Below are 16,759 nucleotides of genomic sequence, written 5' to 3' on the forward strand. Positions count from 1 at the left end.
CAACCCTGCATACCCAGACCAAAGGACAGGGAGCCCTCGACGCATGCCTACGCCACGACACACACGCTTTTTACTCAGCCTCGCCGCCACGGTCGCCACCGGCACCGTGGTCGCCACGCCGCTGGATATTCCGGCCGGTTCGCTGGACAAAACCCTACTGAGCATTTCCCAGCAAAGCGGCAAGCCGATATCGTTTGAGCAACACTTGGTCAGCGGCCTGAATGCGCCGGCAATCAAGGGCGATTTGAGTGCTGGCGAGGCCTTGCAAATCGCCCTGCAAGGCACTGATTTGCAGGACAGCGAAAGCGCCAGCGGCATCGTCTTGAGCGCCGCACCGCCGCCAGCCGCCACTGCTTCAGTCGCGACCGGCGTGGAAAGCCCCTCGGTCATTCCACAATTGCAACGCATCGAAGTCACCGGCAGCGCCATCCGCCGGGTCGATGCGGAAACCGCTGTGCCGGTGACCATCCTGCGCACCGAAGAACTGAAAAAACAGGGTGTCACCAGCACTGAGCAACTGATCAGCCGTATATCCGCCAACCAGTCCTCGGTCGGCTCCGGTCGCTCGATCGGCTCCAGTAGCGGTGGGGCGGCCTTTGCCGATTTGCGCGGTATCGGCCCGAACAAAACCCTGGTGCTGCTCAACGGTCGTCGCCTGGCCAACAACGCCACCAATGCAATCAACGGCTCGGGTGTCGACCTCAACACCATCCCGTTTGCCGCCATCGACCGCGTGGAAGTGCTGCGCGATGGCGCCTCGGCGCTGTATGGCACGGACGCCATCGGCGGGGTGATCAACTTCATCACCAAAAAAAGCGTGACCGACGGCCAACTGACCCTGGGCGGCAGCACGCCAACCCGTTCCGGCGGCGGCGAAACCAATAATTTCAGCGGTAGCTGGGGCTTTGGCGACCTGGAAGAGGACCGCTTCAACGTGTTCGGCGTGGTCAGTCACGACAAACAGCAAAGCCTCAAGGCCAAAGACCGCGACTACACCTACAACTACCAGCCGGGCCGTGGCCTGGATTATTCGTCGGGCATCGCCTCACCGGCCAACTACAGCCAGGGCGCGAACGCGAGCAACCCGTTGGCGGCGTCCGGCTGTAATGCCCCCGGCTTGATCTCGCGCAGTGGCATCTGCCGGCAATCGCTGTGGAGCTACCTGGACCTGGTGCCGGAAACCGAAAAGACCTCGTTTTTCGGCAAGGCCAGCGGCAAATTGGCCGACGACCACACCGTGAGCCTCGAATACTTTTGGGCGCGCAACCTTAACCGCACGCAAATCGGCCCTGGCTTGCTGCAAGGCCTGCAAGTACAACCCGGCACGCCGTACTACCCTGGCAACGGCATCACCCCAGGCCCGAGCCAATTTGCGCTGGACCCCACGCAACCGGTGGATGTGAACTGGCGCGAAAGCGAAGTGGGCCCGCGCAAGCATGAAGACGACAACGTCGGCCAGCGCCTGTTGTTGACCTTCGAAGGCACCCTGGCGGGCTGGGATTACAACGTCGGCGCGGCCTACAACCAGAACAAAGTCACCAACGCGATCCAGAGCGGCTATGTGGATGACCGCGCGGTGGCGAGCGGCATCAATACCGGCGTGATCAACCCGTTCGGCCCGCAGTCAGCCGACGGCCGTGCATTACTGGATGCCAGTGGCGTGGATGGTGATTACGGCACCGCTGTGGGCCGGGTCAAAAGCATCGATGGGCGCATCAGCCGCGACATTGGCGACTGGTTCGGCGCGGGGCCGTCGGCGCTGGCGCTGGGTGGTGAATACCGCAAGGAAGACTTCCACCAGGACTTCGCCGACTTTGCCGCCAATGTGCAAAGCCTGGGCGTCGACCCGGCCGCCACGGTGGCGGGTGACCGCAGCGTGTCGGCGCAATACGCCGAGGTGAATGTGCCGGTGCTCGACAGCCTGGAACTCTCTGCCGCGTTGCGCCATGACAAGTACAGTGACTTTGGCAACACCACCAACCCCAAATACTCGTTCCGGTTCCAGCCGTTCCGCGAGCTGGTGGTGCGTGGCGCCTACAGCGAAGGCTTCCGGGCACCGTCCTTGTATGAGTTGTACAACCCGAACTTCACCACCTTCACGGTGGCCAACTACAACGATCCGCGCCTGTGCGCCGGTGGCCGGCCGAGCAATGGCGGCCTGGCCAACCGCGACTGTGCGCAGCAGTTCTTCAGCCGCAATGGCGGCAACCAGAGCCTGAGCCCCGAAACCGCGCGCAACGTGACCTTGGGCTTTGTCTACCAGCCGGTCACTAACCTGTCGGTAGGCCTGGATTTCTGGTGGATCAAAATCGCCAACCAGATTGCTGAATTCCCGGAGTCGGCGGTGTTTGAGCAACCGGACTTGTACTCCGACCGCATCGTGCGCAAGGCCGATGGCTCCATCGACCATATCGTCACCGGGCTTGCGAACCTGGGTAAGGTCAAGACCAATGGTGTCGACGTGAGCCTCGATTACCGCTTTGCCGAGTCCAAATTCGGCCAGTTCGGCGCCAACCTGCAAGGCACTTACGTTGATCGTTACGTGTACCAGCAGCAGCTCAAGGGTGACTACATCGACAAGGCCGGTGACTTTCGCGGCGGTGATTTTTCCTCGGCCGGCGCCGTCGCGCGCTGGCGCCACAGCCTGACCGGCACCTGGAACCAGGGCCCGCTCGGCGCCTCGCTGACCAACCGCTACACCAGTGGCTACAACGACTACAACCGTGCCTACCACGACAAAGTCGGGGCCTGGAGCGTGTGGGACGTGGCCGGCACTTATACCTGGCGAGATACCGCACAGATCACCGTGGGCGTACAGAACCTGTTCGACCGCGAGCCGCCGTTCAGCAACCAGACCTCGACGTTCCAGAGCGGTTACGACCCGCGTTACTCCGACCCGTTTGGACGCACTTTGTACAGCCGGGTTTCCTACAACTTCTGAGCCTGAAATACAGCCTCAACAACAAAGCCAATCAACTGTGGGAGCTGGCTTTGTGGCGAGGGAGCTTGCTCCCGCTGGGGTGCGAAGTGCCCCCAAAAAAGCCGGCTCCAGCTGCGCTGTCGAACGGGACGATTCGACAAGCTCCCTCGCCACAGCAAGCCAGTTCCCACACTTGATCTTCACTGTGTTCAAAAAAGGAGCCACCGTTGTGACCCTGTTTCGTTTCATCCTGGGTACGTTGCTGATAGGACTGTGGGCGCCGTTTCTGCTGGCTCAACCCACGCACGCGCTGACCGTCTACGGCGAAGCCCCCAAGTACCCGGTGGGCTTCCAGCACCTGGATTACGTCAACCCAAACGCCCCCAAGTGCGGCAGTTTTCGGCGCTCTTCCATGGAAGGCGGCGCGTTCGATCACCTGATCCCGTATGTCGACAAAGGCACCGGCATCACCCAGATCCAGGGCTGGCTGTACAGCCCTTTGGCTTACCGCGCGCAGGACGAGCCCTACACCGTGTACGGCCTGGTGGCCCAGCGCATGGAGCTGGCGGACGACCATACCTGGATACGTTTCTACCTCAACCCCAAAGCGCGTTTTGCCGATGGCACGCCCATCACCGCCCAAGACGTGGCCTACACCTTCAAGCTATTCATCACCCAGGGCAGCCTGGCCTACCGCCAAAGCTTTGCCGATGTGGACCAGGTGTTGGTGGAGTCGCCGACCCAGGTGCGCTTTACCTTCAAGAGCGCCGACAACCGCACCTTGCCACTGGACATCGCCTCGTTGCCGGTATTGCCGGAGCATTGGTGGCGCGGGCGCAATTTTGCCAACGGTGGTGGCTTTGAACCGCCGCTGGGCAGCGGCCCTTATCGCATCAGCGCAGTGGACAACGGCCGCAGCGTCACCTTCGAGCGGGTAAAGGAGTGGTGGGGGCAAGACCTGCCGGTCACCAAAGGGCAGTACAACTTCGACACCCTGCGCCTGGAGTTTTTCGCTGATACCGATGTGTCGCGCCAGATCCTGCAAGCCCAGGGCTATGACTTTAACCGTGAGTTTTCGGCCACCAGTTACTCGGTGGGCTACGACGGCGAAGCCCTGCGCGACGGGCGTCTGCAACGTGAGCAACTGGCGCCCAACGCCGTACAGGGCACCCAGGGGTTTGTGTTCAATCTGCAAAAACCGCAGTTCCAGGACCGCCGCGTGCGTGAGGCGCTGAGCCTGTTGTGGGACTTCGACTGGAGCAACCGCCAGATCATGCACGGCATGTACCTGCGCCAGCGCAGCTTCTTTTCTCGCAGCTCATTGGCGGCCAGTGAGCTGCCCGACGCCCAGGAGCGGGCGCTGCTCGAACCCTGGCGCGGCCAGGTGCCGGAGGCGGTGTTCGATGAGGTCTATCAACCGCCGCACACCGACGGCAGCGGCCGTATTCGGCCCCAGCAGGCGCAAGCCTTGAAGTTGCTCGAAGCAGCGGGATGGACACCCAAGGGCGACCAACTGGTGAATGCCGAGGGCACGCCGTTGCAGTTCACCTTCCTCAACAGCCAGAAAGGTTTCGAGCGTTTGTTGCTGCCGTACAAGCGCAACCTGGCGCAGATCGGTATCGGCTTCAACATTCGCATGATCGACTCCGCCCAGTACACCAACCGCGTGCGCGCCAGGGACTACGACATGATTGTCGTCGGCTACCCGGTCAGCCCGTCGCCGGGCCGCGAGTTGATCAACTATTTTGGCTCCGAAAGTGCCGACGACCCGGGCTCCAACAACTACATGGCGCTGCGCAACCCGGCAGTGGATGCGTTGATCGACGGCCTGGTGCGCGCCAATGACCGCCCGAGCATGGTGCGCTACGCCCACGCCCTCGATCGTGTTTTGCAGTGGGGCTTCTACTGGATTCCCAATTACTACCCACCGGGCTCGTCGTCACTGTGGTGGAACCGTTTCGGCCGCCCGCGCACCGCGCCGCTCAATGAAGTGGGGATCGACACCTGGTGGGAGCTGAGCCCGACGCCGCTGACCACTGCGCAAATGCGCGAACTGACCGAGGTGAGCCAACATGCTGGCCTATAGCGCACGCCGTTTATTACTGATCGTGCCGACCCTGCTGTGCATTCTGCTGGTCAATTTTTTTATCGTGCAGGCCGCACCCGGTGGTCCGGTGGAGCAAGCCATTGCGCGCCTGCAAGGCATCGGCACCCAGGCCTCCGTGGCGGGCACCCGCGTGGAGGCGGGCAGCAATGAATCGCGCACCACTCGTGGCCTGGACCCGGCGCTGGTGGCCGATATCGAGCGCCAATATGGCTTCGACAAACCCTTGGGCGCCCGCCTGTGGCTGATGCTCAGCAGCTACGCGCGGTTGGATTTTGGCGACAGCTTCTTTCGCGGCGCCAAGGTCACCGACTTGATCCTGCAAAAACTGCCGGTCACCTTGTCGCTGGGTTTTTGGGCCACGCTGATCAGCTACCTGGTGTCGATCCCGCTGGGCATCCGCAAAGCCGTGCGCCATGGCAGCCGCTTTGACGTGTGGAGCAGTGCGGCGGTGATCATCGGCCATGCCATGCCGGCGTTCCTGTTTGCGTTGTTGCTGATCGTGGTGTTCGGCGGTGGCAGCCTGTTGAACTGGTTCCCGGTGCGCGGGCTGGTCTCGGAAAACTTCGCCAGCCTGTCGTGGGCGGGCAAGGTCGTCGACTACTTCTGGCACCTGGTGCTGCCGGTGTCGGCGCTGGTGATCGGTGGTTTTGCCACCCTGACCATCCTGACTAAAAACAGCTTTCTCGATGAAATCAGCCGCCAGTACGTGGTGACCGCACGGGCCAAGGGCTTCAGCGAAAAACAGGTGCTGTACAAGCACGTGTTTCGCAACGCCATGCTGCTGATCGTGGTGGGGCTACCCCAGGCGCTTACGGCCATGCTGTTCGGTGGCTCGCTGCTGATAGAAGTGATTTTCTCCCTCGACGGCCTCGGCCGCCTGAGCTACGAGGCGGCGGTGGCGCGGGATTACCCCGTGGTGTTCGGCACGCTGTTTATCTTCACCCTGGTGGGGCTGGTGATCAAACTGCTCGGTGACTTGTGTTACCGGCTGCTGGACCCGCGTCTGGATTTTTCTGCGAGGGCGCATTGATGCAGGCTTTTTCCCCGACCACACGCCGCCGCTGGCTGCACTTCAAACGCAATCGCCGGGGCTGGTGGTCGCTGTGGCTGTTTCTGGCGCTGTTCGTCGCCTGCCTGGGCGGTGAGTTGCTGGCCAATGACAAACCCTTGCTGGTGTCTTATCAGGGCGCATTGTATTTCCCGGCATTCGAGCGCTATACCGAGCAGGATTTTGGCGGCACGCTGCCGTTTCAACCGGACTACCGCGACCCTTACGTGCACGAGTTGATCGAAGGGCAGGGCGGCTGGATGCTGTTCGCGCCGGTGCCGTTCAGCTACGACACGGTCAACTATGACCTCACCGCACCTTCGCCCACGCCGCCCAGCGCGCAGAACTGGCTGGGCACCGACGACCAGGCGCGGGACGTGCTGGCTCGGGTGATTTTCGGCACCCGCGTATCGCTGTTGTTTGCGCTGGCATTGACCGTGGTGAGCGCCTTGATCGGTATCGCCGCCGGCGCGCTGCAAGGCTATTACGCCGGCTGGATCGACCTGCTGGGCCAGCGCCTGATCGAGATATGGTCCGGGCTGCCGGTGCTGTACCTGCTGATTATCCTTTCCGGGTTTGTCGAGCCGAGCTTCTGGTGGCTGCTGGGGATCATGGCGCTGTTTTCCTGGCTGACCCTGGTGGACGTAGTGCGCGCCGAGTTCCTGCGCGGGCGCAACCTGGAATACGTGAAGGCCGCACGCGCCCTCGGTGTGGGCGATTTCGCGGTGATGCTGCGGCACATTTTGCCGAATGCGGTGACCGCCACCTTGACCTACCTGCCGTTCATTCTGACCGGGGCGATCTCCACGCTCACGGCTCTGGATTTTCTCGGCTTCGGCATGCCCACCGGCAGCGCGTCGTTGGGTGAGTTGATCGGGCAGGGCAAAAACAACCTGCAAGCCCCATGGCTGGCGCTGACGGCATTTTTTGCGCTGGCGCTGATCCTGTCCCTGTTGGTGTTTATCGGCGAAGCCTGCCGTGATGCCTTTGACCCTCGATCCTGAAAAGCGAGCCGTGCCGTGACTGATGCGTTGATTCAAATCCGTAACCTGCAGGTGGCGTTCGAAGGGCACAAGGCGGTGCGTGGCATCGACCTGGATATCCGCGCCGGCGAATGCCTGGCGCTGGTGGGCGAGTCCGGCTCGGGTAAGTCGGTGACCGCGCATTCGATCCTGCAATTGCTGCCGGCGCACACCACGCGCACCCGAGGCAGCATTCGCTACCTGGGCGAAGAGCTGCTCGGCGCGCCGCCTGCGCGCCTGCGCCAGATTCGTGGCGACCGCATCGCCATGATCTTTCAAGAGCCGATGACCTCGCTCAATCCGCTGTACAGCATCGAGCGCCAGCTGTCCGAAACCCTGCTGCTGCACAAAGGCCTGGGCGGCGCCGCCGCACGCGAACGGGTGCTGGAGCTGCTCGAGCTGGTGGGCATCCAGCAGCCGCGCCAACGCCTGAATGCCTACCCGCATCAACTCTCCGGCGGCCAGCGCCAGCGCGTGATGATCGCCATGGCATTGGCGTGTGAGCCGCTGCTGTTGATCGCCGACGAACCTACCACCGCGCTGGATGTCACCGTGCAGCGGCGCATTCTCGCGCTGCTCAAAGACCTGCAACAGCGCCTGGGCATGGCGCTGCTGTTGATCAGCCACGACCTCAATGTGGTGCGCAGCATCGCCCAGCGCGTGGCGGTGATGCGGGCGGGGCAGATCGTCGAACAGGCTGACTGCCAGGCGCTGTTCGGCGCGCCGCAACATGCCTATAGCCGTCAGTTGCTGGAAGCCGAGCCTGAAGGGCGTGCGCTCGACCGTGAACCGGCGGGTAACCTGCTGGAGGTCGACGACCTTAGAGTCTGGTTCGCCCAAGGCGGCCTGTTGCGGCGCAAACCACCGATCAAAGCGGTGGACGGAATCGACCTGCGCTTACAGCGCGGCAAGACCTTGGGGATTGTCGGCGAGTCCGGCTCGGGCAAGTCCACACTCGGCCAGGCGATTTTGCGGTTGATCGACGCCCAGGGCAGCATCCGCTTTCAAGGCCAGGCCCTGGACGCGCTCAAAGGCAAGGCGCTGCGGCCGTGGCGGCGCAAGCTGCAAGTGGTGTTCCAGGACCCGTTCGGGAGCCTCAGCCCACGCATGAGCGTGCAGCAAATCATCGAAGAGGGCCTGCGTGTACACACCGACCTCAATGCCGCCCAACGTGAAGCCGAAGTGATCAGCGCACTGCGCGACGTCGGCCTCGACCCCGACACCCGCCACCGTTTCCCCCACGAGTTTTCCGGCGGCCAGCGCCAACGCATCGCCATCGCCCGCGCGCTGGTGATCAAGCCGGACATTATCCTGCTCGACGAACCCACCTCGGCGCTGGACCGCACCGTGCAAAAACAAGTGGTGAGCCTGCTGCGCCGCTTGCAGGAAGAGCACGGCCTGACCTACCTGTTTATCAGCCACGACCTGGCCGTGGTGCGCGCGTTGGCGCACGACTTGATGGTGGTCAAGGATGGTGTGGTGGTGGAGGCGGGGAGTACGCAGCAACTGTTTGAGGCGCCGCAGCATGCGTATACGCGGGATTTGCTGGTGGCGTCGTCATTGCGGCCACTGGAATGATCAGTTCCCACAGCGCTTCGGCAGGCAACAAAGATCAACTGTGGCAGGTGGGCTGTTGTGGCGAGCAGGCTTGTCCTGCGTTGGGCTGCGAAGCGGCCCCAGTAAAGGCATCGCAATTTTCCTGAAAGAACTCAGCGTCTGGGTTTGGGGCTGCTTCGCAGCCCAACGCAGGACAAGCCTGCTCGCCACAGGAGAAATTGGCTGCCTTCAAAAGTTGTGTAGATACCCAGGGCTATCGCAGGCAAGCCAGCGCCCACAATCACTGTGGGAGCTGGCTTGCCTGCGAAGGCATCAACACGGTCGACCTGCCGAACCGAAACACCTGCATCGCCGCAGTATCAAGCCAGGCGTGCCCGCCAATCGCCGCCATGCTGGGTGTTGCAGGCTTCTTCGCAATCAAAGCGCACGCAGCGCTCGATGTTCACCGAGGCCACTTCGGCGTCGTGCAGCGCAACAGCCGTCAGTTCGCGCATACGTTGGTCCGCGCCGTTTGCCAGGGCCAGTTCCTTATTGGCCCGCGTATCGAATACCCAAATCACCCGCAGGCTTTGCGGGAACGCGGCGTAATCAACCGTGTGAGTCAGCCACTCGAAGCCCTGGATTTCAGCCTTGGCGGTTTCGCAGGCTTCGGTGAGCGTGGCGACCAGGCGGCGTTCGAGGCGGGCGGTGTCGCGTTTGGTTGGGGGCATCAAAGCTCCTGATATTCAATAAAAGTCATCACATCATCCGGCCCATATTCACGGATTCGCCAGTTGTTCCCATCGGTTCGAAGTGAAACGCCTTAGACCTGAATGTCACAGCGCGCCTCAACAGCGTGCGCCGCAAGGTCAGCCCCGATGCGAAGCACACCACCACGTGATGGTCAGCGGGGAAGGTGTCAGAGAGGTAAAACGTATCCGTCTCGGCGTCGGCCGCCACAATGCCGATGGCGTGAAGCACCGTGTCATCCTCAATCGGGCTGTCATGGCGCCCTTCGGCAGAAAAGAAACTCACGCCATGAAAGGTGATGGTGATTTGCCGTGGCTCTTCGGGCGGCACCCAGTCCTCGGTCCGCCGTGTAAACCTGAGCGACAGCCTGCGCTCAGACAGCGCGTAATGGATGTCGCTGGCGACATAGAAATTGTGCAGGTCACAGGCGCGTCCTTCGACCTCAACCTCTATATGCCCGAGTGCAAAACCGTGGAATTTCATCGCGCCTGCCTATCGCTGTTGAAACGCTACTTTCAGCCCCAGCCCCATAAACAGCGTGCCGATGATCTTGCCTTCCCACCGACGCAGCTTGGACAGCCCCTTGATCCCACGACTTAACGGGCGAATCGAGAGTGCCAGCAAACTCGTATAAACCGCGCTGAGCGCCGAAAAAATCAAGCCCAGCACGGCAAATTGCACCAGCGACGAACCCGATTCCGGGTGTACGAATTGCGGCAGGAACGCCAGGAAAAAGATCGCCGTTTTCGGGTTCAACACCTCAGCCCCAATCGCCTGGAAAAACGCCTGGCGCGGCGTCACCGCAGGCAACTCAAGCCGTGCATGCGTGCCGGTTTTGGCCATGAAAGCCCGCACGCCCAGGTAGATCAGATACGCCGCACCGGCCCACTTCACCGCATTAAACGCCGCCGCCGAAGTCATCAGAATTGCCGACAGCCCCAACGCCGCGCACAACGTATGAATGAGGTCCCCGCACGCCACACCCAGCCCGGTCGCAACACCGACCTTGCGCCCGCCTTGAATTGTGCGGGTGAGCACCAGCAGCACGGAAGGGCCGGGGATCAGGAAAAGGCCGAGCACCACGGCGATGTAGGTGACGAGGGCGGTGAATTCAAACATGGCGGGTTATCTCGCAGATGGGCGCGGCCTACAGTAATCCTCATGTAGGCAACCAATGCAACGCCGTTCAAGCAAACGCGGCGAGCATAAACGCCTCCAAGCCTTTCTCCTCCAGAATCTCGATGGAGAAATGCCCGAAGCGCTTGGGCAACCAAATGATGCGCGTGCCGGACGGCGAGTGCAGATCCTGCAGGCTCAAGGGCCGGCCGTTTTCATCCTGCGGCTGCACACCCTCGGCCATCAACTCGGCATAAGCCACCTCGATATCCGGCGTGGTGTAGCAATGCCGATAGATCATCCCCTCACCGTGCGCGTCCAACAGCTCGCGCAAGTTGCCCGCCAACGGCTGCACCAGCATAAAGCGCTCCTGGCCCATCAGCACCACCGCATAGCGCACATGAAAACCGCCGCGATTCCAGACTTGAGTGGTGGATATTTTGGCCTTGAGGATCTTGGCGTAATAAGCGCAGGTTTCTTCAAGGTTCTCGACCAGTACGTCGACGTGGCTGAACTTCAGCTCCATTACAGGCCCTCATGGCGAATTTGGTTTCAGGCGACAGTAGCTGATTTACAACTGTTAACGAATTCAAAGACGCGTTCGATATAGGCTTTGAACAGTCCCGACCTTCTGTTTGCTGAGCCCACAACCATGAAACTGCCCGCCATCGCTGCCGCATTTTTTGCACTCGCCACCCTGCAATCACCCTGGTCACAGGCCGCAACACCCATCACCCACGTCGCCATCTACCGTGGCCCGGCGGGCTGTGACGACTGTTCCGAGAACGTCAAAAACGCCTTGCTGCGGCTCAGCCCCAACTACCAGATCGACTTTGTGGGCGCGGATGAAGCCATCGACATCACCCCGCAAAACCTTGCGCGTTATGACCTCTATGTTCAGCCGGGCGGTGGGCAGGATATTCCCGCTGCGCTCGACAGCTTCGGTGATGCACGCGTGGACGCCATTCGCGACTACGTGGCCAAGGGCGGGCGCTACCTGGGGTTATGCATGGGCGCTTATCTCGCCGACAACAGCAACTTCGGGTTGATACCCCAGGACCTCGACTCCGAAGCCGGGCGACCGGGGTTTGAAGTGCGCGGGATTGAAGACGCGGCGGTGCGAGTGGTGTGGGATGGCAAGCCGGACAGCGTGTTCTATCAAGATGGGCCGTACTTTCCCAAGGTTGATGGGCTTGCGCCGTATTCGGTGATTGCGACTTATCGCAATGGGGATGTGGCGGCGGCGCGGTATGAGTATGAGAAAGGCGTGGTGGTGCTGAGCGGGCCGCATCCGGAGGCGGGGAAGGAGTGGTTTGAGAATGCGGGGATTGCGGTGAGGGAGATGCCGAAGGGGGAGTTGTTTGGGGTGTTGGTGGGGCGGGTTGGGAAATAAAAAAGGGGACGGATTTATGTTCAGGTAAATAAATCCGTCCCCTTTTTCGTCTGAAGCGTCTAAGAAATGAGCGGAGAATCAATGGATATGGGCCTGCAACGAATCCGGCACACCTGTGCGAATTAGCCCACCCTTTTCGATCCAAGTTTGGGTTGACTGATAAGCGCGTTGTAGCAACTGATCTGTCTGGCTGAAATCAAATACCGAAGCATTTAGCGGACACAAGGGCGCAACGACATGAATAGATGCCCGCGAAGCGTACAATTCAATATCGCGTACCAGTTGGCGCATGCTCATCAGGTTGAGTGTGTGCAAAGCTAATGCAACTAGCCCGCTTGGTGGACTTGGGCACGCGCAACCGAAACCGGTTGGTACCACCACAACACGTTTGGCCCCTAATGAGACCGCGCTGGCAATTGGTGTGTTACTGGCCACGCCGCCATCAATCAAAAGCTTGTCACCTATTCGAACGTTTGGAAACACCAGCGGGATCGCTGCGCTAGCGAGTAATGCCTGCTCAGCACTGCCATTGGACAGCAGCTCTTCAGCACCGCTGAGCAGATTGGTGGTGACGATATATAACGGCAACTCAGTATCTTCGATCAATTTTACAGGCAGCGATCGACGCACCAGGTTTTGTAACGCTGAAGCACGTAGAAGATACCCACGACGTCGCAAGATAGCCGTCAGGGTGTCGAGTACCGAAAATGGAAACACATCCGATTTTCGCAGGCCCCGCCAGAAGTCCGCGAGTTCCGCCACGCCCTGCGCATTCGGCCTAGCCGCGAAATACGCACCATTGATGGCGCCTACTGATGCGCCAACTACTAAATCGAATCTGATCCCCTCCTCTACGAGGGCTTGCAACATTCCGACCTGAACCGCACCGAGGCTACCTCCACCTGCGAGGACCAGCGCAGTTTTTACAGTTGCCATAGCAGACCTCCTGTGAAAGCTAGCGCACGATGTGCTGCGCACCCGAGTATGCGTGTATCACGGACTCCACAAACTGTTTGATCAGCATCAAAGCCCACGCTTCCTGATTTTCAGCCCCACACATACGCATCTCACAGAAGACCATAGTTGCTCTGAAGATCAGCCATCCAGACCATTGGAAAAATCCTGCTTGCGTCTACATATCAACACCGGACTGGTACTCCGCTATTGCAGAAAAAATCTTTAAACGAGCTCGGTGCAAAAGCACCCTTACGTTAGTCAGCGATATCCCAAGAAGCATAGAAATTTCGTCTAGATCCAACCCAGATCGCTCCCTCAATATCAATACGCTTCTCTGCAACTCCGGTAGAGTCTCGAGAGCAATGTTGATGCACGCATATAGCTCGGATTCGCTCAGAAGCGCTTCAGGGCTATCGTCATGCGATACCACGGAAGAAGTGTAGGAATGATCACCTACAAATAAAACGCCTCCTCCCTCAATCCACGAGGTACATGGAATACAATTAGACTCACTTCGCCGAGCTTTGTATCGGCACTTCGCCGTATTGGACGTGACGGCCAGCATCCAGGTTCTTAAGCTGGATCGTCTCTGAAATTTCCCTATGCCTTTCACAATCGCAAACCATGCCTCTTGCACTACGTCATCTGCATGGTGCCGTCCCACGATTCCATAAGCTATGGCCTTCATCGCTCCCTGATGCGTGCACACCAAATCACGATATGCGTCTTGTTCTCCGCGCAATAGGCGGTCCAAAAAATGAGCGTCATCCGTGGCGTTCATGGCAGTACCTAACTGTGGTCGTATCATGATCGTAGTCGTCCTTGGCAGAGATGACGGTTCGGATCATGAAATACCTAACCACTCATCGAACTGTATCGCTTGATGATCTCCGATGCTCATCGCACTCGAGCCCTCAAGAGGGCATACGGCTCAACCCCTTCATTTAGATGCACAGCGAAGATAATTAAATGTGGAAGGAGGGGAGCGCTGCTACTTTTTAAGACGCATGCGACTGGCAGCTGTTGGCCGAAATCAGCCCCTTTCCACGCCAACCGGTCTACCATGGCATCCCCCGGCAGTGGTCCATGCGCTCCCGATCATTTTTTTATCAAGGTATCGCCATGTCCATCGACCAAATTTCCCTCCCAAAAGGCGTCGGTCCTCACGCCACCAAGCTCCTTGACGCCATCACTGGCGCCTCCACCCATGAAGAACTCAACCGCGCTGGCGGCAAAGCCGAAGGGTTTGTGCTGGGCCTGGAGGCCGCCAAAGCCATCAAGAGCCAGATCGCCGAATCCTTGTATGTGGCTTACGACGATGCGGCGAGTAATCGTGCGGGTGAGTTGAAGGGTTAAGAACCCGGCAATGCAGGACGCTGCGCGCGCAGGGCGTTAGACTGGGCGCCTTTTATTGCTCAGGATGAGGCTGTCATGTTGAAAGTTGCTCTCGCGTCGCTGCTGCTGGCGTGTGCCTTCGGCGCTCAAGCTGATACGACTGTTGATGTGTCAAAGATTTACGGCAACATCAAGTTCGTCAGTAGCTTCCCGGACTATAAGGTCAAGGTGGTAAACAGTTTCCCTGACCTTAAGGTAAAACAGGTGAGCAGTTTTCCCGATTCGGCCGGCAAGTGGAAAACAGTCGAGAGCTTCCCCGACTACAAGATCCAGATTGTTGACTCCTTTCCTGACTTCACCATTCAGTACGTTGATTCGTTCCCTGGGGTTAATTGAGGGCAGCGCCATCAGCGGCGCTGCCTTGGGCTGTTTATCAGCCAGGGCAAGGTGCCTCACGGTCGAGCAATTTGGCCGTGAGCAGCACGCCCAGTTCGCTTAGTTGGTGGATGGCGAGGGCGATGTCGCGGTGTTTGCCGCACAGGTCTTCGGACAGGTCGAGCAGTAGTGTGCTGACGCTGGTGAAGGTTTCGTAACTGTTGGTGATGAGGGTTTCGGAGCTGGCGTCGGGGACGACGGTGAAGAGGGTGGTTGAGTCAGTTTTTGCTTGAGTCATAACGATATCCTGGTTTTGGCCGCCATCTTTTCGCTACTAAACGAAAAGGTGGCAGCTGTGCGCAGGTTAGTAGACCGGTGGATATCAAAGCCGGCGCGCCCGAGGACGCCCTACGCACAGCCACCATCAAGCACAGACGCAATGTCTGATTGATGAAGCTCATGCACTTTTCAATACCCAACTCAGGCTACTAAACCCGATCACTGAACATTCAGCGACCGAGCCACCTTAGAGACGGCCACCTCAGCACACAAGCCGGCGGATTCTGACGCACGCGTAGGCAATGGAGCAAGGTGCTGCGGGCCTGTTCACCATTCCCTGTGGTTCGGAAACTCCCTCGTGGCGAGCAGGCTTGCCCTGCGTTGGGCTGCGAAGCGGCCCCAAAAGCGGCGACTGGGTTTCACTTTTGGACCGCGTTGGCTGGGTTGGGAGTGCTGCGCACTCCAGCGCAGGGCAAGCCTGCTCGCCACAACAAGCCTGCTGGCCATAAAAAGTCTGCTCGCCACAACAAGTCTTCCGGCCATAACAGGTTTGCTTGCCACAGCCGTGCCTGGTTAGAACGCTTGGTTCACCCCAACCCCACGCATGATCGAAAACCGTGGGTCGATCAGCTTCAGCGTTTGCTCACCCTTCAAGCGGCCCACCACCACGGTGTAGGTCTTGGGCACTTCGGAGAGGTTTTCCGGGTTGCGGGCGAGTTTTTCGATTGCTGGGGTGTTGGCCCAGTCGGCGATGGTCTTCTGGCGGATGTCGACGGTCACTACCCAGGATTTATCCACGGCGGCGCCCATCGGGTTGGGGTTGGCGGTGATGTTCTGGATCTTGGCGATTTCATAGCCTTGGGCGTAGCAAAACCCGGACTCTTGCTGCACATAGGCGGCGCGGCCGTTGTCGGTGAGGCTGTAGGTGTTTGCGCTTTTGGTCAGCAGGCCGGCGTCGGTCAGTGCATCGAAGGCCGGCTGATTGGCGCTGGAGGTGCCGCTCATGGCGCTGTCACTCAGGGTCACCGGGAAGCGGTTGAACATCGCCGCCTTGACGCAGGAAGCGCCTTCCAGCCGGGGTTGCAGCGCGGCTTGAATGTCGGCGTCCGACGGGCTGTCGCTGCAGGCGGTGAGCAGCAAAGCGGCGGCGGTGATGAGGGCCATTTCTCTGATTCGCATCGTTTTATCCTTGACGATTGGTGGCGGGCGGGCAAAGTGTATAGAAACATGGCTGTCACGAAACCCTCCCCATCGTCGTGTAGAGTCGGTGGCTTGAGCCGCCCTGAACACACAAGGATTAAACATGACATTGACCGTCAAAACCCTGCTCGACCTGGCCATGGCCAACCCCATCAACGCCGAAATCACCGCGCGCCTGCCCGACCTTGGTGTGGCGCAATGCATGCTCACGGCGGGCTGCCTGTTCCAGGCCGTTTGGAACCATCAGTCAAACTTGCCTGCGGCTCATAACGTAAAGGACTACGACGTCTTTTACTTCGACACGGATCTGTCCTACGAAGCTGAGGACAAAGTGATCCGCGCCGCCGAGCGGTTGTTTGAGGATTTGGGCGTCAATGTCGAGGTCAAGAACCAGGCGCGGGTGCACCTTTGGTACGGCGAGCGCTTTGGTCGGCCTTATCCACAGTTGCACTCGGCTAAACAGGGTGTGGACCGTTACCTGGTGGCCGGCACGTGCATCGGGCTGGAGATCGACACCGGCGAAGTGTACGCGCCCTATGGGTTGGCGGATGTGGAGCAGGGCGTATTGCGGATCAACCCGCTGCATCGCGAGCCTGAATTGTTCGCCGCCAAGGCCCGCAGTTATCAGGCGCGCTGGCCTTGGCTAAAGATCGTTTCGCCGGATGATTTGTGAACTTTTACCGGTTGCTGACGCGTCCTATGTTGAAATGAACCCTTTGAG

At 59.9% G+C, this 16,759-nt stretch carries 17 protein-coding genes; 9 read left to right on the forward strand and 8 right to left on the reverse strand.

Annotated elements, in window-relative coordinates; all coding sequences use genetic code 11:
- Nucleotides 1–43 precede the first annotated feature (43 nt).
- From P5706_RS10285 to P5706_RS10305, 5 genes are all read left to right on the forward strand, one after another.
- The gene (locus tag P5706_RS10285; protein ID WP_285679170.1) at nt 44–2,941 is read left to right on the forward strand and encodes a TonB-dependent receptor; all 2,898 of its coding nucleotides are present in this window, start codon (nt 44–46) and stop codon (nt 2,939–2,941) included.
- 226 nt (nt 2,942–3,167) lie between these two features.
- The gene (locus P5706_RS10290) at nt 3,168–5,006 is read left to right on the forward strand and encodes an extracellular solute-binding protein (protein WP_502945508.1); all 1,839 of its coding nucleotides are present in this window, start codon (nt 3,168–3,170) and stop codon (nt 5,004–5,006) included.
- Complete coding sequence (locus P5706_RS10295; RefSeq protein ID WP_285679172.1) at nt 4,993–6,057, forward strand: microcin C ABC transporter permease YejB; 1,065 nt, start codon at nt 4,993–4,995, stop codon at nt 6,055–6,057. The genes P5706_RS10290 and P5706_RS10295 overlap by 14 nt, the downstream gene beginning before the upstream one ends.
- Entirely contained in the window at nt 6,057–7,079 is a 1,023-nt protein-coding gene (locus P5706_RS10300) for an ABC transporter permease (RefSeq protein ID WP_285679173.1), read from the forward strand. Before P5706_RS10295 ends, P5706_RS10300 begins: the two co-directional genes overlap by 1 nt.
- Before the next feature lie 15 nt (nt 7,080–7,094).
- Nucleotides 7,095–8,675 (forward strand): ABC transporter ATP-binding protein, encoded by a 1,581-nt coding sequence (locus P5706_RS10305; RefSeq protein ID WP_285679174.1) that lies wholly within the window; start codon nt 7,095–7,097, stop codon nt 8,673–8,675.
- Between the two features lie 338 nt (nt 8,676–9,013).
- Here P5706_RS10305 and P5706_RS10310 read toward each other — a convergent pair whose 3' ends face one another.
- The 4 genes from P5706_RS10310 to P5706_RS10325 form a co-directional block, all read right to left on the reverse strand.
- Nucleotides 9,014–9,364: a hypothetical protein gene (locus P5706_RS10310; protein ID WP_200431376.1), complete on the reverse strand. Its 351-nt coding sequence runs from the start codon at nt 9,362–9,364 to the stop codon at nt 9,014–9,016.
- A 28-nt stretch (nt 9,365–9,392) separates the two neighbouring features.
- On the reverse strand, nt 9,393–9,866 hold the full coding sequence (locus P5706_RS10315) for a hypothetical protein (protein WP_285679175.1): 474 nt from the start codon (nt 9,864–9,866) through the stop codon (nt 9,393–9,395).
- 9 nt (nt 9,867–9,875) lie between these two features.
- Nucleotides 9,876–10,502 (reverse strand): LysE family translocator, encoded by a 627-nt coding sequence (locus tag P5706_RS10320; RefSeq protein WP_285679176.1) that lies wholly within the window; start codon nt 10,500–10,502, stop codon nt 9,876–9,878.
- A 67-nt stretch (nt 10,503–10,569) separates the two neighbouring features.
- Nucleotides 10,570–11,025 (reverse strand): VOC family protein, encoded by a 456-nt coding sequence (locus P5706_RS10325; RefSeq protein ID WP_285679177.1) that lies wholly within the window; start codon nt 11,023–11,025, stop codon nt 10,570–10,572.
- A 126-nt stretch (nt 11,026–11,151) separates the two neighbouring features.
- Between P5706_RS10325 and P5706_RS10330 the strand changes: the two genes are divergently transcribed.
- The gene (locus P5706_RS10330) at nt 11,152–11,892 is read left to right on the forward strand and encodes a BPL-N domain-containing protein (protein ID WP_285679178.1); all 741 of its coding nucleotides are present in this window, start codon (nt 11,152–11,154) and stop codon (nt 11,890–11,892) included.
- A gap of 78 nt (nt 11,893–11,970) precedes the next feature.
- On the opposite strand, the gene P5706_RS10335 is transcribed toward P5706_RS10330, so the two are convergent.
- Together P5706_RS10335 and P5706_RS10340 are read right to left on the reverse strand one after the other, a co-directional pair.
- A complete protein-coding gene (locus P5706_RS10335) occupies nt 11,971–12,828 on the reverse strand; it encodes a patatin-like phospholipase family protein (RefSeq protein WP_285679179.1) in 858 nt (285 codons plus the stop codon).
- A 196-nt stretch (nt 12,829–13,024) separates the two neighbouring features.
- Complete coding sequence (locus P5706_RS10340; protein ID WP_200431381.1) at nt 13,025–13,630, reverse strand: RNA polymerase sigma factor; 606 nt, start codon at nt 13,628–13,630, stop codon at nt 13,025–13,027.
- Between the two features lie 341 nt (nt 13,631–13,971).
- Here P5706_RS10340 and P5706_RS10345 point away from each other — a divergent pair, with 341 nt between their 5' ends.
- Nucleotides 13,972–14,205 carry a hypothetical protein gene (locus P5706_RS10345; RefSeq protein WP_056861213.1) on the forward strand — a complete coding sequence of 78 codons (234 nt, stop codon included), beginning with the start codon at nt 13,972–13,974 and terminating at the stop codon, nt 14,203–14,205.
- A 75-nt stretch (nt 14,206–14,280) separates the two neighbouring features.
- The gene (locus P5706_RS10350; RefSeq protein WP_200431382.1) at nt 14,281–14,580 is read left to right on the forward strand and encodes a 7(1) septoil knot domain-containing protein; all 300 of its coding nucleotides are present in this window, start codon (nt 14,281–14,283) and stop codon (nt 14,578–14,580) included.
- 37 nt (nt 14,581–14,617) lie between these two features.
- Here the strand turns inward: P5706_RS10350 and P5706_RS10355 are convergent, their stop codons facing one another.
- Both P5706_RS10355 and P5706_RS10360 read right to left on the reverse strand, forming a co-directional pair.
- Nucleotides 14,618–14,857, reverse strand: a complete 240-nt coding sequence (locus P5706_RS10355) for a DUF6124 family protein (protein ID WP_285679180.1) — start codon at nt 14,855–14,857, stop codon at nt 14,618–14,620.
- Between the two features lie 554 nt (nt 14,858–15,411).
- Nucleotides 15,412–16,017, reverse strand: a complete 606-nt coding sequence (locus tag P5706_RS10360) for an SEN1982 family lipoprotein (RefSeq protein WP_285679181.1) — start codon at nt 16,015–16,017, stop codon at nt 15,412–15,414.
- A gap of 124 nt (nt 16,018–16,141) precedes the next feature.
- Between P5706_RS10360 and P5706_RS10365 the strand changes: the two genes are divergently transcribed.
- Entirely contained in the window at nt 16,142–16,711 is a 570-nt protein-coding gene (locus tag P5706_RS10365) for a nucleotidyltransferase family protein (protein ID WP_200431384.1), read from the forward strand.
- Nucleotides 16,712–16,759 lie beyond the last annotated feature (48 nt).

This window comes from Pseudomonas sp. ChxA, from assembly GCF_030263855.1.
Lineage (GTDB): Bacteria > Pseudomonadota > Gammaproteobacteria > Pseudomonadales > Pseudomonadaceae > Aquipseudomonas > Aquipseudomonas fluorescens_CB.

Bases quoted from the DNA above. Each gene is read 5' to 3' on its own strand.
- P5706_RS10285 (WP_285679170.1), top strand. From the start codon at position 44: ATGCCTACGCCACGACACACACGCTTTTTACTCAGCCTCGCCGCCACG.
- P5706_RS10295 (WP_285679172.1), top strand. From the start codon at position 4,993: ATGCTGGCCTATAGCGCACGCCGTTTATTACTGATCGTGCCGACCCTG.
- P5706_RS10300 (WP_285679173.1), top strand. From the start codon at position 6,057: ATGCAGGCTTTTTCCCCGACCACACGCCGCCGCTGGCTGCACTTCAAA.
- P5706_RS10310 (WP_200431376.1), bottom strand. From the start codon at position 9,364: ATGCCCCCAACCAAACGCGACACCGCCCGCCTCGAACGCCGCCTGGTC.
- P5706_RS10315 (WP_285679175.1), bottom strand. From the start codon at position 9,866: ATGAAATTCCACGGTTTTGCACTCGGGCATATAGAGGTTGAGGTCGAA.
- P5706_RS10320 (WP_285679176.1), bottom strand. From the start codon at position 10,502: ATGTTTGAATTCACCGCCCTCGTCACCTACATCGCCGTGGTGCTCGGC.
- P5706_RS10325 (WP_285679177.1), bottom strand. From the start codon at position 11,025: ATGGAGCTGAAGTTCAGCCACGTCGACGTACTGGTCGAGAACCTTGAA.
- P5706_RS10330 (WP_285679178.1), top strand. From the start codon at position 11,152: ATGAAACTGCCCGCCATCGCTGCCGCATTTTTTGCACTCGCCACCCTG.
- P5706_RS10335 (WP_285679179.1), bottom strand. From the start codon at position 12,828: ATGGCAACTGTAAAAACTGCGCTGGTCCTCGCAGGTGGAGGTAGCCTC.
- P5706_RS10340 (WP_200431381.1), bottom strand. From the start codon at position 13,630: ATGAACGCCACGGATGACGCTCATTTTTTGGACCGCCTATTGCGCGGA.
- P5706_RS10345 (WP_056861213.1), top strand. From the start codon at position 13,972: ATGTCCATCGACCAAATTTCCCTCCCAAAAGGCGTCGGTCCTCACGCC.
- P5706_RS10350 (WP_200431382.1), top strand. From the start codon at position 14,281: ATGTTGAAAGTTGCTCTCGCGTCGCTGCTGCTGGCGTGTGCCTTCGGC.
- P5706_RS10355 (WP_285679180.1), bottom strand. From the start codon at position 14,857: ATGACTCAAGCAAAAACTGACTCAACCACCCTCTTCACCGTCGTCCCC.
- P5706_RS10360 (WP_285679181.1), bottom strand. From the start codon at position 16,017: ATGCGAATCAGAGAAATGGCCCTCATCACCGCCGCCGCTTTGCTGCTC.
- P5706_RS10365 (WP_200431384.1), top strand. From the start codon at position 16,142: ATGACATTGACCGTCAAAACCCTGCTCGACCTGGCCATGGCCAACCCC.